The organism is Pseudomonas sp. GV085 (genome assembly GCF_003050925.1).
Classification (GTDB): Bacteria; Pseudomonadota; Gammaproteobacteria; order Pseudomonadales; family Pseudomonadaceae; genus Aquipseudomonas.
This window is the reverse complement of sequence record NZ_QAOV01000015.1, coordinates 139,903-143,780: the sequence shown is the minus strand read 5'-3', so window position 1 is coordinate 143,780 and position 3,878 is coordinate 139,903. Positions and strand designations below refer to the sequence as shown.

The 3,878-nt window shown below is 56.0% G+C and carries 4 protein-coding genes and 1 pseudogene; 2 read left to right on the top strand and 3 right to left on the bottom strand.

Annotated features, from left to right (window positions below; all coding sequences use genetic code 11):
• Positions 1-115: 115 nt before the first annotated feature.
• Positions 116-343, bottom strand: coding sequence for a hypothetical protein (locus tag C8K63_RS26115; protein WP_178086796.1), 228 nt, complete (start codon positions 341-343; stop codon positions 116-118).
• Between the two features lie 393 nt (positions 344-736).
• Here C8K63_RS26115 and C8K63_RS26110 point away from each other — a divergent pair, with 393 nt between their 5' ends.
• Positions 737-1,498, top strand: a complete 762-nt coding sequence (locus C8K63_RS26110; protein ID WP_108219294.1) for a transporter substrate-binding domain-containing protein — start codon at positions 737-739, stop codon at positions 1,496-1,498.
• Between the two features lie 63 nt (positions 1,499-1,561).
• Here C8K63_RS26110 and C8K63_RS26105 read toward each other — a convergent pair whose 3' ends face one another.
• The gene (locus tag C8K63_RS26105; protein WP_108219293.1) at positions 1,562-1,783 is read right to left on the bottom strand and encodes a hypothetical protein; all 222 of its coding nucleotides are present in this window, start codon (positions 1,781-1,783) and stop codon (positions 1,562-1,564) included.
• A gap of 467 nt (positions 1,784-2,250) precedes the next feature.
• On the opposite strand from C8K63_RS26105, the gene C8K63_RS26100 reads away from it, so the two are divergent.
• Entirely contained in the window at positions 2,251-2,520 is a 270-nt protein-coding gene (locus C8K63_RS26100) for a short-chain dehydrogenase (RefSeq protein WP_108219292.1), read from the top strand.
• Positions 2,521-2,807: 287 nt separating this feature from the next.
• On the opposite strand, the pseudogene ltrA reads toward C8K63_RS26100, so the two are convergent.
• Positions 2,808-3,665: pseudogene (ltrA, locus tag C8K63_RS26095) on the bottom strand (group II intron reverse transcriptase/maturase); the annotation flags it as partial.
• Positions 3,666-3,878 lie beyond the last annotated feature (213 nt).

Genomic DNA, 3,878 nt, shown 5'->3' with positions numbered 1-3,878 from the left:
ACTCGATCACCCTCGCGGGCATGGGCAATGCCGTACATCATGATCCGGGTGTCACCATCCAGGACCTTGCCGCCACAGGTGGTCTTGTCATGCAGGCCAATGAAATGTCCTTCGTTCATTGATGTGCTTCCTCCTTGATGGAAGGCAGAAAGTCCTCGGGTGCGATTCGGTAAATGGCGTGAGCGGGATGAGCGTCCATGTATGCCTGCCCCTGGCGAACAACTGCCAGAGCTTCGTCACAAAAGTGCGCAAGCCGCTCTTCAGTGAAGTGGGGAGCGTCAAGACTGCGAAGAAATTCAGCGGAGACTTCGTTGGTATACGAGGGGTGCACAGGCGCATTCATTTGCAACGTCCTTATCGTCATCGGTTTGAGTTGCCTTTCCTTCTCCTCTCGGCAGAAGCGCTGAGCAGAGAGAATATTGGGCGACGACGAATAAGACGGTGGGACGCGTGCTGAACGCAATCCAATGGCATGGCCAAAATGAACGAATAGGAATTTTCGCAATAACCAACAACCCATTTCCTACAGCGGTAGTTACAAGAAGTATTTTTTGCGCAGTGGAAGCCCGCTGTGTGTGTGGTTATTTCACGTGCGAGCATAGTCCTATGGGTTAACTAAAAGACGACATCTTCCCGGACGGGATTTTTCACACCGGTGAAAGTTTCACTACACTCCCCTTCAAAACCACTCCAGCACAAAAGCCCGATAACAATGACGAAAATCAACAGAGCAATGATGCTCGGCGGCTTGCTCGCACTCTCCCTTGGCGCTCAGGCAGAACCTTCGCATCTGGACAGCGTCATGCAACAGGGACAACTGCGCGTTTGCACCACCGGCGACTACAAACCCTACACCCTCAAAGCCGGGGACGGCGAATACTCCGGCATCGACGTCGCCATGGCCCGCGCCCTGGCCGACAGCCTGGGCGTCAAGGTCGAGTGGGTGCCCACCACCTGGAAAACCCTGATGCCCGACATGCTCGCCGGCAAGTGCGACATCGCCATGGGCGGCATCACGGTCACCCTGGAGCGGCAGAAAAAAGCCTTCTTCAGCACCACCTTGGACGTCGACGGCAAAATCCCCTTGGTGCGCTGCGAAGACCAGGCGCTGTACCAGACCGTCGAACAAATCAACCAGCCCTCGGTTCGCCTGGTCGAACCCGCCGGCGGCACCAACGAAGCGTTCGTCCACGCCTACCTGCCCCAGGCGCAATTGCAGCTGCACGACAACATCAGCATCTTTCAGGAACTGCTGGATAAAAAGGCCGACGTGATGATCACCGATGCGTCGGAGGCGCTGTATCAGCAGAAACTCAAACCAGGCCTGTGCGCCGTCAACCCCACGCACTACCTGCAATACGGCGAAAAAGCCTACCTGCTGCCCCGCGACGACATCACCTGGAAGCTGTACGTCGATCAATGGCTGCACCTGGCCAAGGCGACGGGTAATTACCAGAAGATTCTGCGGCAGTGGCTGGCGGTACCTCGCGCGAAGTAATGGACATATCGCAAAAAAAGGGCGCTCCCGTGGGAGCGCCCTTTTTTCATTGCGGACCGCGTATCAATCGTCGTGCAGCAACCCTGAACTGTATTCGCCGAAGCTATTGCCGAGCGCGCTGCCATGGAAATTCATCTTGGCGGCATTGCTGTGGGTCGGCCCCGGGCCGAAACCGGCCGGCTGCACCGAGTCGGTCGAATAATCGCTATGGGGGCTCACACCGGAACAGGCGCTCAACAGCAAAGCACCGGCCATCAGCGAGACTTTGACGAGGTTTGCGATCATTTTTTTATTCCTGTGGGTTGAGGCGCGGGGACATGACCTTTGGTGGTCATCCTATGCCTCACTTCAACGACACATCATGAAATTTTTCGGCAAGTCAGCGTTGGTTCAGGCAATGCGATGTCTTAAAAAACGGTGCCACTGCTCAAAAAGAGCAGCGTCCTACACGACATCAGGAATTGTCCGTACACTCCGCCATTGCTGCGCCTTTGCCACGAGTCCTATAGTCCGACCCACGCCCTCACGGCGTGTCGGGTTTGGCGACTCGATTGCAATTGAACTGAAGTCTTCGACCATTTCGGAGCGCTTCGGAACGCACCTAGCTGCCTGTTTTATGGTGGCTGTGCGCGGGAGACCTCAGGGTCTGCCGGTTTCTCCATTGCCCGGTTCGCCAACCCGCGTACGGCTACCACCCTCTCGTTTTGGCGACGATTGAGTGATAGCTCTCATGAACTAATGGAGCTTCACTTATGAATGAGTACATCGCTTTAACCAGCAATGCCGATGACCTGCCCTCGCTGTTCGTCAACACCACCCAACCTCTGCATTCACTGCTCAGCACTGCCAGCTATAGAATTCGAGCTGTGACGCAGATTCTTGAAAATCTTGCAATGCGTGGTGACATCACCAGCGATACGGTGGTTCTCAGCGACTTTGCGTTGTTGTGCTGCGTGCCGTTGCGCGATGGTTGTGATGTGTTGGATGTGATTGCGCGGCGGATGGATGCAGAGCCGTCCTGAAATCAGGAGGGGCGTTCTACTTGGGCGAAAAAACGGCACCTTCCGGTGCCGTTCGAATTTCGCAGTCCTGCTTTAACTTACCCTGCCCAGTGTCCCGGCCTTGTCACATAGGTCCACCAGGCTACGACGGGAAATGCCGAGAGGACGCTAACAGCGTCGCGACGCTCAAGGCAGGGTCAAAAGAACGATTAAGAAGTTTCGTCAAAAGGAAATGTCTTTTTCCTACAACAGCCTTCAAAGGAGCTTTTATAGAGAAATGGAAGTTCGTTTTGTGGTTCCAACAATCGAGCACGACGACTGCGCACATAAATGTTGACGTCGTTGGCATAGCGTACAAAGCGATGGCCCCGCCGTTCCAGCTCGCGGTCGAGTTCATTGAGCAGGATGTTCGACAACAACGGCGAGAGCGGGCCGCCTTGCTGCGTGCCTTCCTGCCGTCGGCTGACGATCCCGCCCGACATGACCCCAGCTTCGAGGTAACGGCGGATCAGTCTGAGCACGCGCTTGTCTTCGACGTGACGCTCTATCATGGCCATCAAAATGTCGTGATTCACTCGATCAAAGAACTTCTCCAAATCAAGTTCCACACACCAACGATGACCCGCGGCCACCTGGTTACGAGCTGTTTCGATGGCTTGATGGGCGCTTCGGCCTGGACGGAAGCCGTAGCTGTAGTCCGAAAACAGAGGGTCGAAGATCGGCGTGAGCTGTTGCAACAAAGCCTGTTGGATCAGGCGATCCACGACACTGGGAATGCCCAGTTGCCGCGTCCCACCTTTGGGCTTGGGGATTTCGACGGCGCGTACCCCTTGCGGGTGATACTCACCGGCCAGCAGCCGAGACTTGAGGATCGGCCAATACTGTTTCACGTAGCCCGCCAACTGGTCGACCGCCATGCCATCGGCACCCGGTGCGCCCTTGTTGCTAACCACACGTTGATACGCACGCTTGAGGTTGGCGGGTGCAAGCACTCGCGCCATCAGCGTGTCCGGCTCCGCGTTCGTCCACGCCACAGACGCCGTCGATGTTTGCGCCCTGTCAGCCTTCATCCTCGGATACCGTCCAGGACCTGGGGTAACAGTTTTCTCTTGGAGAATATTCTGCGTTTCAACATTCGACGAGACTCTGACGCCTACTGGCGGCATAACCTGTTCGGCCCTTGGTGACGCGGTAATCCGCCACTTACTACGGCCTCAGCTGACTTCTGTGGGCTCATCCCGTCGCCTCTCGACGCTCGGTAGCACAGTGGCAAACCCACAGATCTCCCAGGGTAATTCGCGCGACCTTCCTGCTTATGCCTGTCGGATCTACGTCACAGCGTTCCGTGCAAGTATTGGGCTTTGAAGATATTGGCCTTC